General features: G+C 70.3%; 22 protein-coding genes. 4 read left to right on the top strand and 18 right to left on the bottom strand.

All coding sequences use genetic code 11. The features are described 5' to 3' along the window. Window positions 1-43 precede the first annotated feature (43 nt). Genes ABZ956_RS13800 through ABZ956_RS13790 form a run of 3 tightly spaced genes read right to left on the bottom strand, consistent with a single transcriptional unit; the run spans window position 44 to window position 2,565 of the window. Window positions 44-412, bottom strand: a complete 369-nt coding sequence (locus ABZ956_RS13800) for a holo-ACP synthase (RefSeq protein ID WP_361891741.1) — start codon at window positions 410-412, stop codon at window positions 44-46. Further along, complete coding sequence (gene glmS, locus ABZ956_RS13795; protein ID WP_361891738.1) at window positions 409-2,262, bottom strand: glutamine--fructose-6-phosphate transaminase (isomerizing); 1,854 nt, start codon at window positions 2,260-2,262, stop codon at window positions 409-411. Before glmS ends, ABZ956_RS13800 begins: the two co-directional genes overlap by 4 nt. A 24-nt stretch (window positions 2,263-2,286) precedes the next feature. Beyond that, entirely contained in the window at window positions 2,287-2,565 is a 279-nt protein-coding gene (locus ABZ956_RS13790; RefSeq protein ID WP_361891735.1) for a hypothetical protein, read from the bottom strand. A 175-nt stretch (window positions 2,566-2,740) separates the two neighbouring features. Between ABZ956_RS13790 and coaA the strand changes: the two genes are divergently transcribed. Continuing rightward, the gene (gene coaA / locus ABZ956_RS13785; RefSeq protein WP_361891732.1) at window positions 2,741-3,733 is read left to right on the top strand and encodes a type I pantothenate kinase; all 993 of its coding nucleotides are present in this window, start codon (window positions 2,741-2,743) and stop codon (window positions 3,731-3,733) included. Window positions 3,734-3,747: 14 nt separating this feature from the next. Then, window positions 3,748-4,695 carry a DUF389 domain-containing protein gene (locus ABZ956_RS13780; RefSeq protein ID WP_361891729.1) on the top strand — a complete coding sequence of 316 codons (948 nt, stop codon included), beginning with the start codon at window positions 3,748-3,750 and terminating at the stop codon, window positions 4,693-4,695. Here ABZ956_RS13780 and glmM read toward each other — a convergent pair. From glmM to ABZ956_RS13760, 4 genes are all read right to left on the bottom strand, one after another. Continuing rightward, window positions 4,692-6,050, bottom strand: a complete 1,359-nt coding sequence (gene glmM, locus ABZ956_RS13775; protein ID WP_361891726.1) for a phosphoglucosamine mutase — start codon at window positions 6,048-6,050, stop codon at window positions 4,692-4,694. The genes ABZ956_RS13780 and glmM overlap by 4 nt on opposite strands. Window positions 6,051-6,190: 140 nt before the next feature. Next, a complete protein-coding gene (gene rpsI / locus ABZ956_RS13770) occupies window positions 6,191-6,697 on the bottom strand; it encodes a 30S ribosomal protein S9 (RefSeq protein WP_361891723.1) in 507 nt (168 codons plus the stop codon). A 39-nt stretch (window positions 6,698-6,736) separates the two neighbouring features. Then, entirely contained in the window at window positions 6,737-7,183 is a 447-nt protein-coding gene (gene rplM / locus ABZ956_RS13765) for a 50S ribosomal protein L13 (protein ID WP_071964527.1), read from the bottom strand. A gap of 237 nt (window positions 7,184-7,420) precedes the next feature. After that, a complete protein-coding gene (locus ABZ956_RS13760) occupies window positions 7,421-9,040 on the bottom strand; it encodes an ATP-binding cassette domain-containing protein (RefSeq protein WP_361891720.1) in 1,620 nt (539 codons plus the stop codon). 182 nt (window positions 9,041-9,222) lie between these two features. Here ABZ956_RS13760 and ABZ956_RS13755 point away from each other — a divergent pair, with 182 nt between their 5' ends. Continuing rightward, window positions 9,223-10,134: a hypothetical protein gene (locus ABZ956_RS13755; protein ID WP_361891717.1), complete on the top strand. Its 912-nt coding sequence runs from the start codon at window positions 9,223-9,225 to the stop codon at window positions 10,132-10,134. Window positions 10,135-10,159: 25 nt separating this feature from the next. On the opposite strand, the gene ABZ956_RS13750 is transcribed toward ABZ956_RS13755, so the two are convergent. Continuing rightward, window positions 10,160-11,014: a hypothetical protein gene (locus ABZ956_RS13750; protein WP_361891714.1), complete on the bottom strand. Its 855-nt coding sequence runs from the start codon at window positions 11,012-11,014 to the stop codon at window positions 10,160-10,162. A gap of 228 nt (window positions 11,015-11,242) precedes the next feature. Here ABZ956_RS13750 and ABZ956_RS13745 point away from each other — a divergent pair, with 228 nt between their 5' ends. Beyond that, the gene (locus ABZ956_RS13745; RefSeq protein WP_361891711.1) at window positions 11,243-13,357 is read left to right on the top strand and encodes a glycosyltransferase family 4 protein; all 2,115 of its coding nucleotides are present in this window, start codon (window positions 11,243-11,245) and stop codon (window positions 13,355-13,357) included. Between the two features lie 58 nt (window positions 13,358-13,415). Here the strand turns inward: ABZ956_RS13745 and truA are convergent, their stop codons facing one another. The 10 genes from truA to secY all read right to left on the bottom strand — a co-directional run bounded on the left by truA (window position 13,416) and on the right by secY (window position 20,705). Continuing rightward, on the bottom strand, window positions 13,416-14,270 hold the full coding sequence (gene truA, locus ABZ956_RS13740) for a tRNA pseudouridine(38-40) synthase TruA (protein WP_361891709.1): 855 nt from the start codon (window positions 14,268-14,270) through the stop codon (window positions 13,416-13,418). A gap of 78 nt (window positions 14,271-14,348) precedes the next feature. Further along, the gene (gene rplQ, locus ABZ956_RS13735; protein ID WP_030368392.1) at window positions 14,349-14,813 is read right to left on the bottom strand and encodes a 50S ribosomal protein L17; all 465 of its coding nucleotides are present in this window, start codon (window positions 14,811-14,813) and stop codon (window positions 14,349-14,351) included. 144 nt (window positions 14,814-14,957) lie between these two features. Further along, window positions 14,958-15,980, bottom strand: a complete 1,023-nt coding sequence (locus ABZ956_RS13730) for a DNA-directed RNA polymerase subunit alpha (protein ID WP_004946635.1) — start codon at window positions 15,978-15,980, stop codon at window positions 14,958-14,960. A 123-nt stretch (window positions 15,981-16,103) separates the two neighbouring features. Beyond that, window positions 16,104-16,508 (bottom strand): 30S ribosomal protein S11, encoded by a 405-nt coding sequence (gene rpsK / locus ABZ956_RS13725; protein ID WP_003948617.1) that lies wholly within the window; start codon window positions 16,506-16,508, stop codon window positions 16,104-16,106. Window positions 16,509-16,576: 68 nt separating this feature from the next. Continuing rightward, on the bottom strand, window positions 16,577-16,957 hold the full coding sequence (gene rpsM / locus ABZ956_RS13720; RefSeq protein ID WP_030368393.1) for a 30S ribosomal protein S13: 381 nt from the start codon (window positions 16,955-16,957) through the stop codon (window positions 16,577-16,579). Between the two features lie 192 nt (window positions 16,958-17,149). After that, window positions 17,150-17,263, bottom strand: coding sequence for a 50S ribosomal protein L36 (rpmJ, locus tag ABZ956_RS13715; protein WP_003956441.1), 114 nt, complete (start codon window positions 17,261-17,263; stop codon window positions 17,150-17,152). Between the two features lie 59 nt (window positions 17,264-17,322). Continuing rightward, on the bottom strand, window positions 17,323-17,544 hold the full coding sequence (gene infA / locus ABZ956_RS13710; protein ID WP_003956442.1) for a translation initiation factor IF-1: 222 nt from the start codon (window positions 17,542-17,544) through the stop codon (window positions 17,323-17,325). 140 nt (window positions 17,545-17,684) lie between these two features. Continuing rightward, complete coding sequence (gene map, locus ABZ956_RS13705) at window positions 17,685-18,521, bottom strand: type I methionyl aminopeptidase (RefSeq protein ID WP_361891705.1); 837 nt, start codon at window positions 18,519-18,521, stop codon at window positions 17,685-17,687. 220 nt (window positions 18,522-18,741) lie between these two features. After that, window positions 18,742-19,392, bottom strand: coding sequence for an adenylate kinase (locus ABZ956_RS13700; RefSeq protein WP_361891702.1), 651 nt, complete (start codon window positions 19,390-19,392; stop codon window positions 18,742-18,744). Continuing rightward, window positions 19,392-20,705 carry a preprotein translocase subunit SecY gene (gene secY / locus ABZ956_RS13695; protein WP_361891700.1) on the bottom strand — a complete coding sequence of 438 codons (1,314 nt, stop codon included), beginning with the start codon at window positions 20,703-20,705 and terminating at the stop codon, window positions 19,392-19,394. Before secY ends, ABZ956_RS13700 begins: the two co-directional genes overlap by 1 nt. Between the last annotated feature and the right edge of the window lie 199 nt (window positions 20,706-20,904).

The following is a 20,904-nucleotide window of genomic DNA, read 5'->3' as shown; positions in this document are numbered from 1 at the left end:
TGAACGGCCCCGATTCCCGCGGCCGTTCACTCCTCCGATGACCCTACTTCTCCGCGATCACCACCGCCGACGCCACGCCCGCGTCATGGCTCAGCGAGATGTGCCACGAGGTCACGCCCAGCGCCTCGGCCCGCGCCGCCACCGTCCCCGTGACCACGAGCCGCGGCTGCCCGCTGCCCTCCGTCACGACCTCGGCATCCGTCCACAGCAGCCCGGGGGGCGCCCCCAGCGCCTTGGCCAGGGCCTCCTTGGCGGCGAAGCGGGCGGCCAGGGAGGCGACGCCGCGCCGCTCCCCGCCGGGCAGGTGCAGCTCGCGGTCCACGAACAGCCGCTGCGCCATGCCCGGGGTGCGCCGCAGCGCGGCGTCGAAGCGGTCGATCTCCGCGACGTCGATCCCCACTCCTACGATCATTCGACCGTCACCGACTTCGCCAGGTTGCGCGGCTGGTCGACCTCGTTGCCCCGGGCCGTGGCGAGCTCGCAGGCGAAGACCTGCAGCGGCACGGTGGCGACCAGCGGCTGGAGCAGCACCGGGGTGGGTGGGATCTCGATGAGGTGGTCCGCGTAGGGGCGTACCGCCTCGTCGTCCCGTTCGGCGATGACGATCGTGCGCGCCCCGCGCGCCCTGATCTCCTGGATGTTGGAGACGATCTTGTCGTGCAGGACCGAGCGGCCGCGCGGCGAGGGGACGACCACGACGACCGGCAGGTCCTCCTCGATCAGGGCGATCGGGCCGTGCTTGAGCTCGCCTGCCGCGAAGCCCTCGGCGTGCATGTACGCCAGCTCCTTGAGCTTGAGGGCGCCCTCCAGGGCCACGGGGTAGCCGACGTGCCGGCCGAGGAAGAGGACGGTGTTCTTGTCGGCGAGGGAGCGGGCCAGCTCCCGGACGGGCTCCATGGTCTCCAGCACCTCCTCCACCTCGCCGGCGATCTCCGACAGCTCGCGCACGACGCTGCGGACCTCGTCGCCCCACTTGGTGCCCCGCACCTGGCCCAGGTAGAGGGCCACCAGATAGCAGGCCACGAGCTGGGTCAGGAAGGCCTTGGTGGAGGCGACCGCGACCTCGGGCCCGGCGTGCGTGTACAGCACGGCGTCCGACTCGCGCGGGATCGTCGAGCCGTTGGTGTTGCAGATGGCCAGCACCTTCGCGCCCTGCTCGCGGGCGTGCCGCAGGGCCATGAGGGTGTCCATCGTCTCGCCGGACTGGCTGATGGCGACGACGAGGGTGCGCTGGTCGAGGATCGGGTCGCGGTAGCGGAACTCGCTGGCCAGCTCGGTCTCGCAGGGGATGCGGGTCCAGTGCTCGATGGCGTACTTGGCGATCATCCCGGCGTGGAAGGCGGTGCCGCACGCCACGATGACGACCTTGTCGACCTCGCGCAGCACGGACGCGGGGATCCGCACCTCGTCCAGGGTCAGCGAGCCCGCGCCGTCGATGCGGCCGAGGAGGGTGTCGGCGACCGCCTTGGGCTGCTCGGCGATCTCCTTGAGCATGAAGTAGTCGTAGCCGCCCTTCTCGGCGGCCGAGGCGTCCCAGTCGACGTGGTACGCGCGCACGTCACCGTCCGCCGGGGCGCCGTCGAAGCCCGTCACCGTGACGCCGTCGCGCCGCAGCTCCACGACCTGGTCCTGGCCGAGCTCGATGGCCTCCCGGGTGTGGGCGATGAACGCGGCGACGTCCGAGGCGAGGAAGTACTCGCCGTCGCCGACCCCCACCACGAGCGGGGAGTTGCGGCGGGCGCCGACGACGACGTCCGGCTCGTCCGCGTGCACGGCCACGAGCGTGAAGGCGCCCTCCAGGCGGCGGCAGACCTGCCGCATGGACTCGGCCAGGTCACCGCAGGAGGAGAAGGACTCCGACAGCAGGTGGGCGACGACCTCGGTGTCGGTCTCCGAGCCCAGGGCGTGGCCGCGGCCGGCGAGCTCGGCCCGCAGCTCGGCGAAGTTCTCGATGATGCCGTTGTGGACGACGGCGACGCGGCCGGGGTTGTCCAGGTGGGGGTGGGCGTTGGCGTCCGTGGGGCCGCCGTGGGTGGCCCAGCGGGTGTGACCGATGCCGGTGTGGCCGGACGGCAGCGGGCGGTCGGCCAGCTCCTTCTCCAGGTTGGCGAGCTTGCCCGCCTTCTTCGCGGCGGCGAGCCCGCCGTCGGCCAGGACCGCCACCCCGGCCGAGTCATAGCCGCGGTACTCCAGCCGCCGCAGCCCTGCCAATACGACGTCGAGGGCGCACTGCCCTCCCACATAGCCAACGATTCCGCACATGGGGTGCAGCGTACGGCCCTGGGGTCAACGCCCGCGCTCGATCCGGTCGATGGCCTCCTGGACCAGCTCCAGGTACTCGACCTCCTCGCAGCGCGGTTTGCTGCCCAGGACGTAGCGGTCGAGGCAGTCGTCGAGGTCCTGCCCCAGGTCCTCGTCCGGCAGCTCGGCGGCGAGGTCACCGTGGACCTGCCCGGCGAAATCGACGGGGCCGGCCGGGACGGCAGGGGCGGCCGGGCCGCTCCGGCGCACGAGGCGGCGTACGCGCCTTTTGGCGAGCCGGAGCACCAGAAGGAAAACGAACATGGATCAGGCCCCTCGCGTCGTGCGGACCGGGGGCAGGAACGTAGTACTGACTCGCGAGTAGGTACAGACCCTGCGAGAGAACTTCACTCCCTGGGACCCCCCGGCTCCCTTAGGTCACGGCCCGAACGGCACCCCGCGGTCATCCCCGCGCCCCTCCCGCGCGCACAATGGGCCCGTGCCGACCACCATGGAGCCCTCGCAGCAACGACGCCGCGCAGACTCGTCCCCGTTCGTGGACCTGACCCGCGCGGAGTGGAGCGCCCTGCGCGAGAACACTCCCCTGCCGCTGACCGCCGAGGAGGTCGAGCGGCTGCGCGGGCTCGGCGACGTCATCGACCTCGACGAGGTCCGCGACATCTATCTGCCGCTGTCCCGGCTGCTCAACCTCTACGTGGGCGCGACCGGCAGCCTGCGCGGCACGCTCAACACCTTCCTCGGCGAGACGCTCGGCGAGAAGGGGGCCCAGCGCGGCACGCCCTTCGTCATAGGGGTCGCCGGCAGCGTCGCGGTGGGCAAGTCCACCACGGCCCGGCTGCTGCAGGCCCTGCTGGCCCGCTGGCCCGAGCACCCGCGCGTCGAGCTGGTCACCACGGACGGCTTCCTGCTGCCCAACGCCGAGCTGCAGCGCCGCGGCCTGATGTCGCGGAAAGGTTTCCCCGAGTCGTACGACCGGCGTGCCCTCACCCGCTTCGTCGCGGACGTGAAGGCCGGCAAGGACGAGGTCTCCGCCCCCGTCTACTCCCACCTCATCTACGACATCGTGCCCGGCGAGCGGCTGACCGTGCACCGCCCGGACATCCTGATCATCGAGGGCCTCAACGTCCTGCAGCCCGCCCAGCCCGGCCAGGACGGCCGCACCCGCGTCGGGCTCGCCGACTTCTTCGACTTCAGCGTCTACGTCGACGCGCGCGCCGAGGACATCGAGCGCTGGTACTACGAGCGGTTCAAGAAGCTGCGCGCCACGGCCTTCCACGACCCCGACTCCTACTTCCGCCAGTACACCCAGGTCTCGGAGGAGGAGGCGCTGGACTACGCCCGCCGCAACTGGCGCACCATCAACAAGCCGAACCTCCTGCAGAACGTGGCGCCCACCCGCGGCCGCTCCAACCTGATCCTGCGCAAGGGCCCCGACCACAAGGTCCAGCGGCTCTCGCTGCGCAAGCTCTGACCACCGGGACACCCATGCTGCATCTACGGATGATCACTCCGGCCGACCGGACCGACGAGATCGTCGCCCTCGTCGAACGGACCGTCGGCACCGCCCACCTCGCCGTGCTCCCCGGTGCCGCGCGCAGCCCGGAGGGCGACCTGGTGCTGTGCGACGTGGCCCGCGAGGCCGCCGACGGGCTGCTGGAGCGGCTGGGGAAGGCGGGCCTGCCGGAATGGGGGTCGCTCGCGGTCGAGGACGTGGACCTGATGCTCTCGCGGCGCGCGGACACCGCCAAGGAGGAGGCGCCGGGCGAGGGCGCCGACGCGATCGTCTGGCAGTCGCTGGTCGGGGAGACGCACGAGGAGTCGACGCTGACCGTCACGTTCCTGGCGTTCCTGACGGTCGCCACGATGCTCGCCGCGTGCGGCGTGATCATCGACAGCGCGATCCTGATCGTGGGCGCGATGGCGGTGGGCCCGGAGTTCGGCCCGCTGGCCGGGCTGTGCACGGCGATCGTGCGGCGCTCGCCCCGGCTGGCCTGGCGGTCCCTGATGGCGCTGCTGGTCGGCTTCCCGGTGGCGATGGCCCTCACCGGCGGCTTCAGCGTCCTGATGGACTGGCTGGGCCTCTTCCACGAGGCGAAGTTCCTCGCGCCCCGCCCGCAGACCGCCTTCATCTGGCAGCCGGACGCCTTCTCCTTCATCGTGGCGTTCCTGGCGGGCGTCGCCGGCATCCTCTCCCTGACCTCGTCGAAGTCGGGCGCGCTGATCGGCGTGGCGATCTCGGTGACGACGGTGCCGGCCGCCGCGAACGCCGCCGTGGCGCTGTCCTACGGCAACTGGTCGGAGACCCGCGGCTCGGCCGTACAGCTGGCACTGAACCTGCTGGGGATCATCCTCGCCGGCACGCTCACGCTGCTCGCCCAGAAGTGGTTCTGGGCGAGGCAGCGCGAGCGCACGGCGCAGGAGGCGGGCGCTTAGCCCAGCGCCGACTTCACGACGTCCGCCAGGCGCTGCGCCACCGCGCGGGCCTGCTCGATGTCGGCGGCCTCCACCATGACGCGCACCAGCGGCTCGGTGCCGGACGAGCGCAGCAGCACCCGGCCCGTGGAGCCCAGCTCGGCCTCGGCGGCGTTGACGGCGGCGGCCAGCTCCTGCGAGGAGCCCACGCGGGACTTGTCGACGTCGCGGACGTTGATGAGGACCTGCGGCAGGCGCTCCATGACGGCGGCCAGGTCGGCCAGCGAGCGGCCCGTGGCGGCGACGCGCGCGGCCAGCATCAGGCCGGTCAGGGTGCCGTCGCCGGTCGTGGCGTGGTCCAGGACGATGACGTGGCCGGACTGCTCGCCGCCCAGGGCGAAGCCGTTGGCCTTCATCTCCTCCAGGACGTAGCGGTCGCCGACCGCGGTCTGGACGAGCTGGACGCCCTCGCGCTCCATCGCCAGCTTGAAGCCCAGGTTGGACATCACGGTGGCGACGACGGTGTTCTTGCGCAGCGAGTCCGCCTCGCGCATGGCGAGCGCCAGGACGGCGAGGATCTGGTCGCCGTCGATCTCGTTGCCCTTGGCGTCCACGGCCAGGCAGCGGTCGGCGTCGCCGTCGTGGGCCACGCCCAGGTCGGCGCCGTGCTCGACGACGGCGGTGCGCAGCTTGTCCAGGTGGGTGGAGCCGCACTCGTGGTTGATGTTGAGGCCGTCGGGCTCGGTGCCGATGGTGACGACCTCGGCGCCGGCGCGCGAGAAGGCCTCGGGGGAGACGCGGGAGGCGGCACCGTGGGCGCCGTCGATGACGACCTTGAGGCCGTCGAGGCGGTTGGGCAGCACGCCGATCAGGTGGGCGACGTAGTTGTCGAAGCCCTGGTCGTAGTCGCGGACCCGGCCGACGCCGGCGCCGGTGGGCCGGTCCCAGGGCTCGCCGGAGGCGTGGGCCCGGTAGGTCCGCTCGATGCGGTCCTCGAGCTCGTCGGCGAGCTTGTGGCCACCGCGGGCGAAGAACTTGATGCCGTTGTCGGGCATGGCGTTGTGGCTGGCGGAGAGCATCACGCCGAGGTCCGCGCCGAGGGCGCCCGTCAGATAGGCGACGGCCGGCGTCGGCAGCACGCCGACCCGCAGGACGTCCACGCCGGCGCTGGCCAGCCCGGCCACCACGGCGGCCTCCAGGAACTCACCGGACGCACGCGGGTCGCGGCCCACCACCGCCACCGGGCGATGGCCCTCGAACGTACCCGCCTCGGCGAGCACATGCGCCGCGGCGACCGACAGGCCGAGCGCGAGCTCCGCCGTCAGATCCGCGTTGGCGACGCCGCGCACACCGTCCGTACCGAAGAGTCGTCCCACAGGTGTCCTCCGAAAAAGCGGGGCGGGGCCCAGGCGCGGGCCCCGAACATTCGTACCAAGTCCTGACCGGTAATGGCCGAACGCCCCGGCGGCACGGATCGTGCCGCCGGGGCGTTCGGGCAGTGCAACAAGCCGCGTGATTAGCGCTTGCTGTACTGCGGAGCCTTGCGGGCCTTCTTCAGACCGGCCTTCTTGCGCTCGACCGCACGGTCGTCGCGGCTCAGGAAGCCGGCCTTCTTCAGCGGGCCGCGGTTGTTGTCCACGTCCGCCTCGTTCAGCGCGCGGGCCACACCGAGGCGCAGGGCGCCGGCCTGGCCGGAGACGCCGCCACCCGAGATGCGGGCGATGACGTCGTAGCGGTCGTCGAGCTCGAGCACCTTGAAGGGCTCGTTGACTTCCTGCTGGTGCACCTTGTTGGGGAAGTAGTCCTCAAGGGTGCGACCGTTGATCTTCCACTTGCCGGAGCCCGGAACGATCCGGACGCGGGCAATGGCGTTCTTGCGACGGCCCAGGCCGGCGGCCGGCTGCGGGTCGCCGAAGCGGGAGGCGAGCGACTCGGAGGTGTACTCCGACTCGACAACCTCGGACTCGGTGGTGTACTCCTCGACGCCCTCGTCGAGCGGCATCTCGGCGGTGGTCTCAGCCACGATTCTCCTCAGACTTTCTGGTTCGGCGGTGGCCGGGACTTAGCCCTGCTTGACCTGGGTGATCTCGAACGGCACCGGCTGCTGGGCGGCGTGCGGGTGCTGGTCGCCCGAGTAGACCTTCAGCTTCGAGAGCATCTGACGGCCGAGGGAGTTCTTGGGCAGCATGCCCTTGATCGCCTTCTCGACGGCCTTCTCGGGGTTCTTGTCGAGCAGCTCGTCGTAACGGACGGAGCGCAGACCACCCGGGAAGCCAGAGTGGCGGTACGCCATCTTCTGGGTCTTCTTGTTGCCGGAGAGGTGCACCTTGTCGGCGTTGATGATGACGACGAAGTCACCCATGTCCATGTGCGGGGCGTACACGGGCTTGTGCTTGCCGCGCAGCAGGGAGGCAGCCTGAGAGGCCAGACGGCCCAGGACGACGTCCTGCGCGTCGATGATGTGCCACTGGCGCGTGACATCGCCGGGCTTGGGGCTGTACGTACGCACGGTCGTAGCCTTCGCTTCTTCAGTGAGTGGGTCCTGACACGGTCCACACGGGACGATCACACAGCCATGGCCGCACAACGGGGACGCAACCCGCGTGCCGACCGCCGGCAATCAGCCCGGTGGACAAGCGTAAGGGCCCCTCGCGTGAGAACGACCAAGCCAATACGCATAACGAACTCGTAGAGTACCGGGCGCCCACCTGCCGGGTCAAAACATGGTCCGATCGGACGCCACGCCCTAGCGCTGACGGGCCACCCGTGCCTCGTCCCACACCGGCTCCGGCACCTCCCGGACCCGCCCGTCCGCACCGAACACGACGAAACGATCAAAAGCACGCGCGAACCAGCGATCATGCGTCACCGCCAGCACCGTCCCCTCATACGCCTCCAGCCCCTCCTGAAGAGCCTCCGCGCTCTCCAGATCCAGGTTGTCCGTCGGCTCGTCCAACAGCAGAGCCGTGGTGCCCGCCAGCTCCAGCAGCAGGATCTGGAAGCGCGCCTGCTGGCCGCCCGAGAGCTTCTCGAAGGGCTGGTCGCCCTGCTTCTCCAGTTCGTAGCGGCGCAGCACGGACATCGCGCCGCCCCGGTCCCGGGCGTGCTCGGTCCACAGGATGTCGACCAGCGTGCGGCCCACCAGCTCCGGGTGGGCGTGGGTCTGCGCGAAGTGGCCGGGCACGACCCGCGCGCCCAGCTTCCAGGCACCGGTGTGGGAGATGTCCTCCCCCGCCAGCAGCCGCAGGAAGTGGGACTTGCCCGAGCCGTTGCTGCCCAGCACCGCGACCCGCTCGCCGTAGAAGACCTCCAGGTCGAACGGCTTCATCAGACCCGTGAGCTCCAGCCCCTCGCAGGTCAGCGCCCTGACCCCGGTCCGGCCGCCGCGCAGCCGCATCCGGATGTCCTGCTCGCGCGGCGGCTCCGGCGGCGGGCCCGCCTCCTCGAACTTGCGCAGCCGGGTCTGGGCCGCGGCGTAGCGGGAGGCCATCTCGTGGCTGACCGCGGCGGCCTGCCGGAGGCTGATCACCAGCTTCTTCAGCTGGGCGTGCTTCTCGTCCCAGCGCCGGCGCAGCTCCTCGAAGCGGGCGAAGCGCTCCTTGCGGGCCTCGTGGTACGTGCCGAAGCCGCCGCCGTGCACCCATACGTCGCTGCCCGCGGGCCCGGGCTCGACGCTGATGATCTTCTCGGCGGAGCGGGCCAGCAGCTCCCGGTCGTGCGAGACGAAGAGGACGGTCTTCTTCGTCTCGCGCAGCTTCTCCTCCAGCCAGCGCTTGCCGGGGACGTCGAGGTAGTTGTCCGGCTCGTCCAGCAGCAGCACCTCGTCCGTGCCGCGCAGCAGCGACTCCAGGACCAGGCGCTTCTGCTCGCCGCCGGAGAGGGTGCGCACCTGGCGCCACTGGGCCTGCTCGTAGGGGACGCCGAGCGCGGCCATGGTGCACATGTCCCACACCGTCTCCGCCTCGTAGCCCCGCGCCTCGGCCCAGTCGGACAGGGCCTGGGCGTAGGCCATCTGCGCGGCCTCGTCGTCCACGGTCATGATCGCGTGCTCGGCCGCGTCGACGGCCGCGGCGGCCTGCCGGATGCGCGGCTGGGCGACCGAGAGCAGCAGGTCGCGCACCGTACGGTCGTCCCGTACGGACCCCACGAACTGCGGCATCACGCCGAGCCCGCCCGTCACGGTGACGGATCCGCCGTGCGGCTGCAGCTCCCCCGCGATCAGTCGCAGCAGCGTGGTCTTGCCCGCGCCGTTGGCGCCGACCAGGGCGACCGCCGCCCCTTCCCCGACCCGGAAGGACACATCGCCGAGCAATGCCCTCCCGTCGGGGAGGAAGTACTCCAGATGTGCCGCTTCGACGTGTCCCATGCGGTGAATTCTCGCCGCTCCCGGCGCGGTCACCCAACCGGTTTACGATGCACGCCATGAGCTTTGGGCAGGGAGGGCCGCACGGGGCCCCGGGGGATCAGCCGTCCACGCCGCCGTGGGGGCCGCCGCCGCCCCAGGCGCCACACACATCTCAGCCACCGCAGGCGCCCCACGCGCCTCAGGTGCCTCCGCAGCTGCCCCCGGGCGCGGCACCGGCACCGGCCTGGCAGCAGCAGCAGATACCCGGGATGCCCGCCCAGGGCGGCACCCCGGACTGGGGGCGCCTCGCCGAGGACGCCGAAGCCCGCGGCCGCCGCCGCAAGTGGCTGCTGATCGGTGGCGGGACGCTGGCCACCGGCGCGGTCGCCGCGATCGTCGCCACCGCCGTCATGACCTCGGGCAAGGGCGGCAAGACGCTGCCCGCCGCCGAGAAGCTGCCCAGCGCCTCGGCCGGCGCCGCCGAGCCGAGCTTCTCCCAGGTGGTCCCGCCCAACCCCCGCGAGTTCATCTCCACCGAGGAGAAGGACAAGGCGCCCCTGTCCACCAAGACGCTCTTCCCGCACTCCAAGCCGGTGCTGGACAAGCGCACCTACAAGCGGGTCGCCACCGACACCACCACCGACTGCGCCTCCGCCACCCAGGGCGGCCTCGGCCAGGTCCTCGCCGGCAACGGCTGCAAGAAGCTGATGCGCGCCACGTACGAGCGGGAGGGCGTCGCCGTCACCGTCGGCGTCGCCGTCTTCGCCGACAAGGCCGCCGCCGACAAGGCGAAAGCGCAGGCCACCGGCAACGTCACCGCTCTGTCCGGTGACGACGGTCCCACCTTCTGCCGCGCCACCGCCTGCCGGCTGACCACGAACGCCGAGGGCCGCTACACCTACTTCACCGTGGCCGGCTACACCAACGGCAGCCCCGTCCACTCCGACGACACCAAGGCCCTGCAGGCCGGCCGCGACGTCGCGGGCTACACCTTCCGCCGCATCATGTACCGCGCGAACGCCCAGGCCACGGCCGCGGCCTCGCCCAAGCCCTCCGGCAAGGCATCGGCCAAGCCCTCGGCCAAGCCGTCCGCCTCGGCGTCCCCCAAGGACTGACTGACAGGGACCCGCCCCTCCCGGACTACTCCGCGCTCTCCGCCTCCTCGCTGTCGGCACCGTCCTCGCCGTCCTCGCCGTCCTCCCCGTCCTCGTCGGGGCCGGGGGCGGGGCCCGCGTGCGGGGGCGGGGGCGCGGTCGGCGGGCGCTCCGCCCGCTGGAGCCGCTCCACCTTCGCGACCTGCGCCGCCATCAACCGCTCCGGGATCTCCACCGCTCCCGGGTCGGACAGATGCGTCGCGAAGAACATCGACAACGCCGAGCCGGTCCGTACGACTGTCACCAGGCTCGGCGCCTTCTCCGCCGCGTTCACCAGGCGGTACGCCATCGCCTCGTCCCCCAGCCCCGGCGCCGGGAGCGTACGCACCTCCTCGAACCGCTGCGGCTGGCCCTCGCCCGTCTTCATCCGGAAGCCCCCCGCACACTCCCGCGCCGCCGCCCGCAGCGCCCGCAGCGTGCTCTGCGCGCCGTCGCCCGCGTACGCCGAGACCCGGATCGTCCCCAGCAGCCCCTGGAAACCCTGCTCCGTGGTGGCGGCGAAGGTGTCGACCACCGAGCCCACGGGCGCCGGCTGCGGCTGCGAACCCATCGCCACCACCAGGGGCCGGCATGCCTCGCTGTCGGTGCTGGGCAGACCGTGCCCGGCCGTGGCCCGCGAGCCCTTCTCCACCACGAAGCCCGGCACCTCCCTCGCCCCCAGCTCCACATGGCGCAGCTGGTCGTGGCCGAGCGCCCGCACCCGCCGGCTCTCGTCCTTGCCCTCCCCCGGCCCGCCCTCCCTGCCGCCCCCACCGGCGCCCGCGCCACCGGACCCGCAGCCCGCCACGGACCCCAGCACCGCGACCGCGGAGAACACCACGCCCACCACCTTCGCCCTCACGCTTCCCGCCTCCCAGCGCCCACCGAGCGGTACCTCCACACCTTCTTGCGACGTGACCCAAGCCACAATGTAGGCTGCGCAGGCAACTGAAATCCCTCCCAACGGTCTCAACCGGCGGTTCGGATCACGCGGAACCGCCGGGCCGATCAGCAAGGGAAGACCCGGACACCACCCAGGCCAGGGGGAAGGACGGACGCGACGCCCCCGGCGCGTCGCGCACACACCGCCATGAAGATCTCTTTCCTTTTGCAGAACGCCTACGGCATCGGCGGCACCATCCGCTCCACGTTCAATGTCGCGAGCGCCCTCGCCGCCCGGCACGACGTGGAGATCGTGTCCACCATCAGAAGCGGCGAGAAGCCCCGGCTCCCCCTGCACCCCAAGGTGAAGCTGGTCAACCTCATCGACCGGCGCCCCGAGAAGGGCGCCGACCGCGACCACCCGCTGCTCACCCAGGACAGCCAGTACGTGCCGCCCGTGGAGGCGAAGGGCGCCCACTTCAGCGCGCTCACCGACCAGCGGGTCGCCGAACACCTCGCGCAGACCGACGCCGACGTCGTCGTCGCCACCCGGCCGGGCCTGGTGATGTACCTCGCCGAGTTCGGCCAGGACCGCTACCTGCGCATCGGCCAGGAGCACCGGATCTACGGCACCCACGAGCCGACCATCCGCGCCTACCAGGACGCGGCCATCCCGCACCTCGACGCGCACACCACGGTCTCCGAAGCGGACGCCGCCACCCACCGGGAACGCTTCCCCGACGTCAAGACCACGATCGTCTGCCTGCCCAACGGCTGCCCCCCGTCCGAGGTCGAACCCTCCGACGGCAGCGCCAAGCTGGTCGTCGCCGCGGGCCGGCTCATCCCCGTCAAGCGCTACGACCTGCTGGTCAAGGCGTGGGAGACCGTCGCGGCCGGCCACCCCGACTGGAAGCTGCGCATCTACGGCCGCGGCCCCGAACTGGCCAAGCTGCGCACCCAGATCGACACCCTCGGCCTCAACGAGGCCGTCACGCTCATGGGCGCCCACTCCCCCATCGAGACCGAGTGGGCCAAGGGCTCGATCGCCGCCGTGACCTCCCGCGAGGAGTCCTTCGGCATGACCATCGTCGAGGCCATGGGCTGCGGCGTCCCCGTGGTCGCCACCGACTGCCCGCACGGCCCCGGCGAGATCATCACCGACGGCGAGGACGGCCTGCTCGTCCCCGTCGGCGACAGCGACGCCATCGCCAAGGGCCTGCTCAAGCTCATCGAGGACGAGGACCTGCGCCGCGCCATGGGCGCCGCCGCCCGCGCCTCCGCACAGCGTTACGCCCCCGAGCGCATCGCCGACGCCTATCTCGAGCTCATCGACAGCCTCGGCGGCCCCCGCGCCACGGCGACCAAACCCACGAGCGCACCCGCGACCGCGCCGCGACCCCTGCCCCTGGCCAAGCGGCTGCGCCGCACGGTCGGCAGGATCATCCGGCCGCTGCGCCGCCGGGTGGCCAAGCCGGCCGCGCCGCCGGTGAAGAAGGTCCTCAAGGACATCGTCGTCCGCAAGCCGCTGCGCCCGGTCGCCTCCTGCCGCGTCGACGCAGGCGGCGACATCCTCGTCGCCCTGGAGAGCAAGGGCCTCAGCGGCGAGAAGCTGTCCCTGACCGTCACCCGCCGCAAGGAGGGCAAGCCCGTCGAGGTTCCCCTGCGCGCCCCCGCCGACGGCGGCGGCCCGTACACGGCCGTCCTCAAGCGCGCCGAACTGCGCCTGGGCGAAGGCCGTTGGGACCTGCACGTCGTGCGGGCCGACGACAAGGCCCGCCGCCGGGTGGTCTCCCATCTCGCCGAGGGCCGCGGCCTGGTGGACCTGGAGCCGCTGCCGGGAGCCCCGTTCACCTGGTGGGTGCCCTACCCGACCGTGGACGGCTACCTCGCGCTGCGGGCCTGGCACCGCGACGCCCACGCCGAGGCCCGTTCCGTGCGGGCGGCCGGCGACGCGTTCACCGTCGAAGGCACCCTGTACGGCGCGGAGTTCGCCGCCGGTGCCGAACCGGTCGTCCTCGGCACCCCGCGCGGGGAGAGCGCCTCCGAGGTGACCGTGGATGTGGAGGCCGTGGACGCCACGTCCTTCCGCTTCACCGTTCCGTACGAGCGCCTGCGCGCGGCCCGCGCCGGCGACGGGGCCACGACGTGGGACCTGGCCCTGCGCACCGCGCCCGGCGCCACGCCGATCCGCGTCGGCCGGCTCATCGGCGACATCGTCGACCGCAACAAGACCGACCTCTACCCGACGGTCGCGGGCGTCCGCCCGTATTTCACGGTGAACAGCGACCTGGCGGTCAACTTGGCGGCACCCGAAGGCTCCTGACGGGGAAAACGCCGAACGGGCCGGAAGATCCGGCCCGTTCGGCGCCCAGGAGATGAGGTCAGCAGCAACCCGCCCCCGGCAGCGTCCGCTTGTTGCGCGCCGCCAGGTTCCGCGCGGCCAGCTCGGAGTCCGCCGGATAGCCGACCTCCTCCAGCGTCAGCCCGTGCGGCCGCACCACGTGCACCGCCGAGTCCCGCACACCCGCCGCCAGCACCTTGCCCGGCCAGTCCACCGGCCGGTGCCCGTCGCCGACGAACAGCATCGCGCCCACCAGCGAACGCACCATGTTGTGGCAGAAGGCGTCCGCCCGCACGGTGGCGGTGATGACGCCGGACGCGTCCCGCTCCCAGCTCAGCTGCTGCAGCGTACGGATCGTCGTCGCGCCCTCGCGCTTCTTGCAGTACGCGGCGAAGTCGTGCTCACCGACCAGCTTCCGCGCCGCCGCGTTCATCGCGTCGACGTCCAACGGCCAGTCATGCCAGAGGACATGACCGCGCAACAGCGGGTCCACGCCCCCGGGGTGGTCGACGACACGGTAGGCGTAGCGCCGCCATATCGCCGAGAAGCGCGCGTTGAAACCGGCCGGCGCCTCGGCCGCGCGCCACACGCGGACGTCGTGCGACAGCCGCCCGGCGAGCCGGCGCAACAGTTTGTCCTCGTGTTCGGCCCAAACCTCGGCCGGAAGATCGACATGGGCGACCTGGCCGCGCGCGTGCACCCCGGCGTCCGTACGGCCGGCGACCGTCAGCTCGTACGTCTCCTTGGACCGGGTCACGGTCCGGATCGCGTCCTCGAGCTCGCCCTGGACCGTGCGCTGGCCCTCGCGCTGCTTGGCCCAGCCGGAGAAGTCCTTGCCGTCGTACGACAGGTCCAGCCGCACCCGGACGAAACCGGGTGCCACCTCGTCACTCACCGAGTGTTCCTCTCAGAAATGCGGGACGGGCCCGCCCCCGGAAAGGGGCGGGCCCGTCACTGACACGCATCAGCGTTGTCAGGCGTCCTTCGACTCCTCGGCCGGAGCCTCGGCGGCGGCCTCGGACTCCTTGACCGCACGCTTGGTGGCGGCCTCGGCCTCGGCGACGGTCGCCTTCTTGGCGATCTCGCCCTCGACCAGCTCGATCACGGCCATGGGCGCGTTGTCGCCACGGCGGTTACCGATCTTGGTGATGCGGGTGTAGCCACCCGGACGCTCGGCGAAGCGCGGAGCGATCTCGGTGAAGAGCACGTGGACGATGCCCTTGTCCGTGATCGTCTGCAGCACCTGGCGACGGTTGTGGATGTCGCCCTTCTTCGCCTTGGTGATCAGACGCTCGGCGACCGGACGCAGGCGGCGGGCCTTGGCCTCGGTCGTGGTGATGCGGCCGTGCTCGAAGAGCGACTTGGCGAGGTTCGCCAGCATCAGCTTCTCGTGCGCGGCACCGCCGCCCAGACGGGCACCCTTGGTGGGACGCGGCATGGTGTTTCTCCTAGGTGTCTGCCCCGGCCGTATCAGGTACCGGAGTCAGTATCCGAGCGGGCGGTCGCCCGTCGGAGACCCGCGCCCCGTAAGGGGCGCGGGGAACTGCGCGATCAGCCGAAGCGGACCCGCAGCCGAAGACCGTCAGTACTGCTCGGTCTCGACAAAACCCGCATCCGCGTCATCGTCGGCGCCAAAGGCATCCGCGGCGGCGGTCGGGTCGAATCCGGGCGGGCTGTCCTTGAGGGCCAGGCCCATGCCGGCCAGCTTCGCCTTGACCTCGTCGATCGACTTCGCACCGAAGTTGCGGATGTCGAGCAGGTCGGCCTCGGAGCGGGCGACGAGCTCACCCACGGAGTGGATGCCCTCGCGCTTGAGGCAGTTGTAGGACCGAACGGTGAGCTCGAGCTCCTCGATCGGCAGCGCCAGGTCGGCGGCCAGGGCGGCGTCCGTCGGGGACGGGCCCATGTCGATACCCTCGGCGTCGATGTTGAGCTCGCGGGCCAGACCGAACAGCTCGACCAGGGTCTTACCGGCGGACGCCATGGCGTCGCGCGGGCGCATGGCCTGCTTGGTCTCGACGTCGACGATCAGCTTGTCGAAGTCGGTGCGCTGCTCGACTCGGGTCGCCTCGACCTTGTAGGTGACCTTGAGAACCGGCGAGTAGATGGAGTCGACCGGGATACGGCCGATCTCCTGGCCCACCTGCTTGTTCTGCACGGCGGAGACGTAGCCGCGACCGCGCTCGACGGTCAGCTCCATCTCCAGCTTGCCCTTGGCGTTCAGGGTCGCCAGGACCAGGTCGGGGTTGTGCACCTCGACGCCGGCCGGCGGGGCGATGTCGGCGGCGGTGACCAGACCCGGACCCTGCTTGCGCAGGTACATCACGACCGGCTCGTCGTGCTCCGAGGAGACGACCAGCTGCTTGATGTTGAGGATGAGGTCGGTGACGTCCTCCTTGACGCCCGGCACGGTGGTGAACTCGTGCAGGACACCGTCGATGCGGATGGACGTGACCGCCGCACCCGGGATCGAGGAGAGGAGCGTACGACGCAGGGAGTTGCCGAGGGTGTAGCCGAAGCCCGGCTCGAGCGGCTCGATCACGAACCGCGAGCGGAACTCGTCGACGACCTCTTCGGTCAGCGAGGGGCGCTGAGCGATCAGCATGCGATGAATCCTTCAGTCATGGACACCCACTATTTGATGTCCTGAGGTACTACAAGGGTACGGGCGGCACGGCCCCCGCGAGGGAAGCCGTACCGCCCACACTCTCAAGGCAGCGGCCGTGCGTCAGACGCGGCGGCGCTTCGGCGGACGGCAGCCGTTGTGCGGGGTGGGGGTGACGTCCTGGATGGAGCCGACCTCGAGGCCGGTCGCCTGCAGCGAACGGATCGCGGTCTCACGACCGGAACCCGGACCCTTGACGAAGACGTCAACCTTGCGCATGCCGTGCTCCTGCGCGCGGCGGGCGGCCGACTCGGCGGCCATCTGCGCGGCGAAGGGGGTGGACTTGCGCGAGCCCTTGAAGCCGACGTGGCCGGCGGAGGCCCAGGAGATCACGTTGCCCGTGGGGTCGGTGATCGAAACGATGGTGTTGTTGAACGTGCTCTTGATGTGCGCGTGGCCGTGAGCGACGTTCTTCTTTTCCTTGCGGCGCACCTTCTTGGCAGCGCCCTGACGACCCTTGGGGGGCATGTCTTACTCCTGATGGAGGGAGGTGGTCGGTCCTACAGCGAAGACCGCTGGTGAGCGTCCGCTGCGGACTACTTCTTGCCCGGCTTCTTCTTGCCGGCGATGGCGCGACGCGGGCCCTTGCGGGTACGGGCGTTCGTGCTGGTGCGCTGACCGTGGACGGGCAGGCCACGACGGTGACGCAGACCCTGGTAGCAGCCGATCTCGACCTTGCGGCGGATGTCGGCCTGGATCTCGCGACGGAGGTCACCCTCGGTCTTGAGGTTGGCGTCCACGTACTCGCGGATCTTGACCAGGTCCTCTTCGGGAAGGTCACGAACGCGGGTGTTCGGGTTCACACCGGTGGCGGCGAGAGTCGCCTGCGACTGGGTGCGGCCGATACCGAAGACGTAGGTGAGTGCAACCTCCACGCGCTTGTCGCGCGGGATGTCAACACCGGAAACGCGTGCCATTCAATGGCTCCAGTTGATTCTCGGGGGTCTTCCGCAGTGCCACTCCCGACCGCCGGCGCTTCCTGTTGGAAGAGCGGTACGTCCGGGTCCCCGGCCCCCGCCGGAGGTGTCGCCAGCCTGGGCTGGACGGGCCCTGCGTATGTACGTATTGCTATGCGTCGCGCGAAGAAACTGCGGAGTGCAGGTTCTGCGTCAGCCCTGGCGCTGCTTGTGGCGCAGGTTGTCGCAGATGACCATGACCCGGCCGTGGCGGCGGATCACCTTGCACTTGTCGCAGATCTTCTTGACGCTCGGCTTGACCTTCATGGGTGTGAGGTTCTCCGGGTCAGTGCCGCCGCCCCACGTGCGTGGGGCGTCGACAAGATCTACTTGTAGCGGTAGACGATCCGGCCACGCGTCAGGTCGTACGGAGACAGCTCCACGACGACCCGGTCATCAGGAAGGATGCGGATGTAGTGCATGCGCATCTTGCCGCTGATGTGCGCGAGGACCTTGTGACCGTTCTGGAGCTCCACCTTGAACATCGCGTTCGGCAGAGACTCGATCACGGTGCCCTCGATCTCGATGGCACCTTGCTTCTTGGCCACGCTTCGCCTTTCGAATCGGCTACCTTGATCGACTCCCCCATATGCACGCAGGCATGCGGATACACGAGAGCCGACGCATCAGTCTACGTCAGGGCAACCGGAAAGCCTAATCCAGGGTGCTTGCCCTGCCGAGAAGATCCTTACGCCAGCGGGTCGGGCGCCGCCGTGACGCCGTACTCCGCCAGCTTGGCGCGGCCTCCGTCGACCGCGGTGAGCACCAGCGGGCCCTGCTCCGTCAGGGCGACGGAGTGCTCCCAGTGGGAGGACCAGCTCTTGTCGTCCGTGAGGACCGTCCAGTCGTCCTCCAGGACGTGCGTCTTCGCGGTGCCCAGGCTCACCATGGGCTCGATCGCGATGCAGAAGCCCGGCACCAGCTTGGGGCCCTTGCCGCGCTTGCGCGAGACGTAGTTCAGCAGGTGCGGGTCCATGTGCATCTCGGAGCCGATGCCGTGGCCGCCGTAGTCCTCGATGATCCCGTACTTGCCGCTCGCCGGGCGGGGCTGGCGGCGGATGTAGCCCTCGATGGCCTTGGAGATGTCCACCAGGCGGTTGCCGTTCTTCACGGCCGCGATGCCGGCCCACATGGACTCCTCGGTCACCCGGGAGAGCTCCACGAGCTCCGGAGCGTGACCGGTGCCCACGAAGGCCGTGAAGGCCGCGTCACCGTGCCAGCCGTCGACGATGGCGCCGGCGTCGATGGAGATGATGTCGCCGTCCTTGAGGACGGTCCGGGTGTCCGGGATGCCGTGGACGACGACCTCGTTCACCGAGGTGCAGATCGTGGCGGGGAAACCGCCGTACCCGAGGAAGTTCGACTTGGCCCCGTGCTCGGCCAGGACCTTGCGGGCGACCATGTCCAGGTCCTTGGTCGTGGCGCCCGGCACCGCGGCTTCCCGGGTGGCCGCGTGGATGGCGGCGACGACAAGCCCCGCCTCGCGCATCTTCGCGATCTGCTCCGGGGTCTTGATCTCGACCATTGCGGCTGACGCCTTTCCTGAACCGACGACTGGGCTTCTCCGCGGCTCGGCCGCGGCTTTCGGCGGCCGGGGCCGCCTGGGCGTGCCGCACGTCCGGGACGACGGCGACGCCCGGCGGAGCCGGAGCGTCACACAGCGCGAGGGCGCGGCAGCCCCATACACAATACGGCCGCGACGCCCGGGAGGGCATCGCGGCCGTATCCGACCCGTACGAGGGGTCTCAGTCGCGCTCCAGCGCGGCCATGGCCCGCTGGGTGACCTCGGCGACCTTGCCGAGGGCGGAGATCGTCACCACGAGGCCCTGGGCCTTGTAGTAGTCGATGATCGGCTCGGTCTCGCTGTGGTAGACCTCGAGCCGCTTGCGGACGGTCTCCTCGCTGTCGTCCTCGCGCTGGTACAGCTCGCCGCCGCAGGTGTCGCAGACACCCTCCGCGGCCGGCGGGTTGTAGATCGCGTGGAAGACGTGGCTGCTGTCCTTGCGGCAGATCCGGCGACCGGCGATCCGCTTGACGACCTCGTCCTCGGGCACCTCGAGGTCCAGGACGGCGTCCAGCGTCAGGCCGTCGCCCTTGAGGATCTCGTCGAGGGCCTCGGCCTGGGCCAGGTTGCGCGGGAACCCGTCGAGCAGGAAGCCGCCGGCGGCGTCCGGCGCCTGCATGCGGTCCTTGGCCATCCCGATGGTGACCTCGTCCGGCACCAGCTGGCCGGCGCGCATGTACTCCTGGGCCTTCTGGCCGAGCGGCGTGCCCTGGCTGATGTTCGCCCGGAAAAGGTCACCCGTCGAGATGTGCGGGATCCCGAGGTTCTTGGCGAGGTACGCGGCCTGCGTACCCTTGCCGGCGCCGGGAGGGCCGACGAGGACGATTCGCATCAGCGGAGGAACCCTTCGTAGTTGCGCTGCTGAAGCTGGCTCTCGATCTGCTTCACAGTCTCCAGACCGACACCCACGATGATCAGGATGCTGGTTCCCCCGAACGGGAAGTTCTGGTTTGCGTTGAGTGTGACCAGTGCCACGGTGGGCACCAGGGCGATCAGGCCCAGGTAGAGCGAGCCAGGCCACGTGATGCGGTTCAGCACGTAGCTCAGGTACTCCGCGGTGGGACGACCGGCCCGGATGCCCGGAATGAACCCACCATACTTCTTCATGTTGTCGGCAACTTCTTCGGGGTTGAAGGAGATGGCGACGTAGAAGAAGGCGAAGAAAACGATCAGCAGGAAGTACGTGACCATGTAGATCGGGTGGTCGCCCTTGACCAGATTGGCCTGGACCCAGTTCGCCCAGTCCGCCTTGGAGCCGGTGAACTGCACGAGCAGCGCCGGGATGTAGAGCAGCGACGAGGCGAAGATGACCGGGATCACACCGGCCTGGTTCACCTTCAGCGGGATGTACGTGGACGTGCCGCCGTAGGAACGACGGCCGATCATGCGCTTCGCGTACTGCACGGGAATGCGGCGCTGGGCCTGCTCCACGAAGACGACCAGCGCGACCATGGCCAGACCGCAGAGGATCACCAGGCCGAACTCGAGCCAGCCGTCCATCAGCTTGCCCTGCATCTTGATCGCCCACAGGGCGCTCGGGAAGCCGGCGGCGATGGAGGTGAACATCAGGATCGACATGCCGTTGCCGATGCCGCGGTCGGTGATGAGCTCACCGAGCCACATGATCAGCGCGGTACCCGCGGTCATGGTGATGACCATGACGACCGTGGTGAAGATCGACTGGTTGGGAACGATCTGGTTTCCGACCGTGCAGTTCCCGAAGAGCGCACCGCTGCGCGCGGTGGCCACGAGACCGGTGCCCTGGAGCACCGCGAGGGCGACGGTCAGATAGCGCGTGTACTGCGTGATCTTGGTCTGTCCGGACTGGCCCTCCTTCTTGAGGGCCTCAAGTCGCGGAATGACGACGGTGAGCAGCTGGAGGATGATGCTCGCCGTGATGTACGGCATGATCCCCAGCGCGAAGATCGTGATCTGCAGCAGCGCACCACCGCTGAACATGTTCACGAGGCCGAAAAGGCCCATCCCGCTCTTGGCCTGGTCCATGCACGTCTGGACGTTCTGATAGTCGACGCCCGGCACGGGCACATGCGCCCCGAGCCGGAAGAGGACCATGATGCCCAGCGTGAACAGCAGCTTCTTGCGCAGGTCGGGCGTTTTGAACGCCCGGGCGAACGCGGTGAGCACGGTGCCTCCTGCGCCTCCCACGTGGCTGCGTGAGAGGTGACGGTCTTGAAGGATCGACAGAACCTTACGAGTTACGTATCAGTCAAAATCCGCACGGACAGGGGCCGTGCGGAGGTTAACAGTGCACGCCACCTTACCGGCGACCGTGCCCCCCTTGGAACGACCAACCGGGGATGCCCCTTTTGGGACATCCCCGGTT

The organism is Streptomyces sp. NPDC046261, assembly GCF_040646235.1.
In the GTDB taxonomy this organism is placed as follows: Bacteria; Actinomycetota; Actinomycetes; order Streptomycetales; family Streptomycetaceae; genus Streptomyces.
Note: the sequence above shows the minus strand (reverse complement) of the source record. Positions and strands in the feature narration are given on the sequence as shown.

Coding starts and splice junctions, on each gene's coding strand:
- ABZ956_RS13800 (WP_361891741.1), bottom strand. CDS start 412: ATGATCGTAGGAGTGGGGATCGACGTCGCGGAGATCGACCGCTTCGAC.
- glmS (WP_361891738.1), bottom strand. CDS start 2,262: ATGTGCGGAATCGTTGGCTATGTGGGAGGGCAGTGCGCCCTCGACGTC.
- ABZ956_RS13790 (WP_361891735.1), bottom strand. CDS start 2,565: ATGTTCGTTTTCCTTCTGGTGCTCCGGCTCGCCAAAAGGCGCGTACGC.
- ABZ956_RS13780 (WP_361891729.1), top strand. CDS start 3,748: ATGCTGCATCTACGGATGATCACTCCGGCCGACCGGACCGACGAGATC.
- ABZ956_RS13760 (WP_361891720.1), bottom strand. CDS start 9,040: ATGGGACACGTCGAAGCGGCACATCTGGAGTACTTCCTCCCCGACGGG.
- ABZ956_RS13745 (WP_361891711.1), top strand. CDS start 11,243: ATGAAGATCTCTTTCCTTTTGCAGAACGCCTACGGCATCGGCGGCACC.
- rplQ (WP_030368392.1), bottom strand. CDS start 14,813: ATGCCGCGTCCCACCAAGGGTGCCCGTCTGGGCGGCGGTGCCGCGCAC.
- ABZ956_RS13730 (WP_004946635.1), bottom strand. CDS start 15,980: ATGCTGATCGCTCAGCGCCCCTCGCTGACCGAAGAGGTCGTCGACGAG.
- rpsK (WP_003948617.1), bottom strand. CDS start 16,508: ATGCCCCCCAAGGGTCGTCAGGGCGCTGCCAAGAAGGTGCGCCGCAAG.
- rpsM (WP_030368393.1), bottom strand. CDS start 16,957: ATGGCACGCGTTTCCGGTGTTGACATCCCGCGCGACAAGCGCGTGGAG.
- rpmJ (WP_003956441.1), bottom strand. CDS start 17,263: ATGAAGGTCAAGCCGAGCGTCAAGAAGATCTGCGACAAGTGCAAGGTG.
- map (WP_361891705.1), bottom strand. CDS start 18,521: ATGGTCGAGATCAAGACCCCGGAGCAGATCGCGAAGATGCGCGAGGCG.
- ABZ956_RS13700 (WP_361891702.1), bottom strand. CDS start 19,392: ATGCGAATCGTCCTCGTCGGCCCTCCCGGCGCCGGCAAGGGTACGCAG.